The sequence below is a fragment of the Micromonospora globispora genome, assembly GCF_003857015.1.
Lineage (GTDB): Bacteria > Actinomycetota > Actinomycetes > Mycobacteriales > Micromonosporaceae > Micromonospora > Micromonospora globispora.
In genome coordinates, this window is the sequence record NZ_QGGF01000659.1 from 1 (window position 1) to 2,031 (window position 2,031).

The 2,031-nt window shown below is 72.8% G+C and carries 2 protein-coding genes, 1 tRNA gene and 1 pseudogene; all 4 read right to left on the minus strand.

Features of this window, described 5'->3' with window-relative positions:
• On the minus strand, positions 1-128 hold a 128-nt coding region (locus tag DKL51_RS31540; protein WP_148097906.1), incomplete at its 3' end, for a hypothetical protein.
• Positions 129-152: 24 nt separating this feature from the next.
• Positions 153-248, minus strand: a tRNA-Sec gene (locus DKL51_RS35395).
• Between the two features lie 59 nt (positions 249-307).
• Positions 308-1,597, minus strand: a complete 1,290-nt coding sequence (locus DKL51_RS31545) for an L-lactate MFS transporter (protein WP_124813110.1) — start codon at positions 1,595-1,597, stop codon at positions 308-310.
• Between the two features lie 47 nt (positions 1,598-1,644).
• Positions 1,645-2,031: pseudogene (locus tag DKL51_RS31550) on the minus strand (NrfD/PsrC family molybdoenzyme membrane anchor subunit); the annotation flags it as partial.

Below are 2,031 nucleotides of genomic sequence, written 5' to 3' on the forward strand. Positions count from 1 at the left end.
GCCCGGACGATGGCCGCCTTCACCCGGTCGCGACCGAGCGTGCCGACGGCGGCGGCCAGGGCCGGGTCGGCGAGGAGCGCGTCGGTGCGCGGCACGCGCCGCCGCGGGTCGGCCGTGCCGTCGGGCATCGTGTCATCTCCACAAGGGCTGCTTGGCGGAGACGGACGGGAATCGAACCCGCCTGGCCCGGGTCCCGGACCACACCGGTTTTGAAGACCGGGAGGGGCACCAGCCGCCTGAACGCCTCCACCGAGCACTTAACCACATGTGATGCCGAACCGCCTGCGGAGGGCCGTGAGCGCCCCGATCAGGGCCCGGGCGTCTGGAAGTGGGGCCGCGGCTCGCCGGGTGCGGTGGGCAGCCGGGTGATCGGCGGAAGCACCAGGGCGACGAACGCGAGGATGCCGATCACCGTGAAGGGCAGGGTGTAGCTCTTGCCGCTGGCGTCGTAGAGCAGCGCGGTGAGCAGCGGGCCCACCACTCCTCCGATGCTCCAGGCCACGATCATCGCCCCGTAGATGGCGCCGGCGTTCGGCGTCCCGAAGTAGTCGGCGGCCGTCGCGGGCATGGTGCCGAAGCCGCCGCCGTAGGCGAGGTAGACCAGGGCGGCGAGGACGGCGAAGAGCCAGAGGGCGGCGGCGTGCGGCAGGATCAGGAAGCAGACGCCCTGCAGGGCGAGCATCCCGAGGAACGCGGTCATCCGGCCGATCCGGTCGGACAGCCAGGCCCAGAACACCCGCCCGCCGCCGTTGAACAGGCCGAGGACGCCGACCAGCCCGGCGGCGGTCGCGGCGCTCACCCCGGCGACCGACTGGGCGGCGTCCGCGGCCTGGGAGATCAGCGCGATGCCGCAGGTCACGTTGAGGGTGAGGATCAGCGTGAGCAGGTACCACTGCCGGGTGTGCAGGGCCTCGCCGAAGGTGTAGACGCGGGTGCCGGCGACCGCCCGACCGCCGACCGCCGGGGTGAAGCCGGGCACCTGGTACCCGGCGGGTGGGTCGCGGAAGAAGGACGCCCCGAGCAGCACCGCGATCAGATAGGCGATGCCCAGGGGCAGGAAGACGCTGGTCTTGTGGCTGGTGCCGGCGAGCAGCGCTTTCGCCACCGGGGCGGTGATCACGGCCCCGAAGCCGAAGCCGGCGACCGCGATGCCGGTGATCAGCCCGCGCTTGTCCGGGAACCATTTGCTGAGCATGGCGATCGGGGTGATGTACGCGGCGCCGAGCCCGATGCCGCCCATCACCCCGTAGGTGAGCAGCAGCAGCCACAGTTGGTCACCCGACGACACCAGCGACGCCAGCATGATCCCGACGGCGTAGAGGATCCCGCCGCCCAGCGCGACGGGCCGGGGACCGCGGCGGTCCTGGATGCGTCCGCCGATCAGGCTGCCGATGAAGATCGTGCCGATCGCCACCTCGAAGGGCAGCACCACCTCGGCCTTGCTCCACCCGAACTCGGCCTGCAACGGCTTGTTGAACACGCTCCAGGCGTACACGGCGCCGAGCGCGAGCTGGACGAGCACGGCCGCCACCACGAGACCCCACCGGCCCCGCGTCGGTTGTCGATTTCCCCGCGACCCCGCGGCTGTTGTGGTCATGAGCGGTACCCCCGTATCGGCTCATGGGCCTGGCGCCTGCTGCCTGGTTACTCCAGTTTCGGGCCGGCGCCCGGCCCGTTGTCGTCTCCTGCCTGCCGCTCGCGCTGCCGGGCGCGTTCCCGCTGCGGCACCACGGTGTACTTCGGGTCCTTCGCCGAGGCGACCCCGCCGTGGAAGATGCCGAACCGGGTACAGACCGAGGCGGCGAGCAGTGCGCCACCGGAGAGCGCGGAGAGCGCGCGGCTGCGCCGGCCGACCAGCGCGCCGACCATCCCGGCGGCGGTCAACGCCCGTCCGGCGCGGAGCAGCTTGCCGGCGGTGCCCACCGCGTACGGCTCGCTGAGCAGCCCGAGCCGGTTCTCCACCCGGTGCGACCCCCACAGCTCCAGGGCAGCGCCGGCCACCGCGAAGCGCCGCGCCGGGCCGGCCTGATC

Coding starts and splice junctions, on each gene's coding strand:
- DKL51_RS31545 (WP_124813110.1), bottom strand. CDS start 1,597: ATGACCACAACAGCCGCGGGGTCGCGGGGAAATCGACAACCGACGCGG.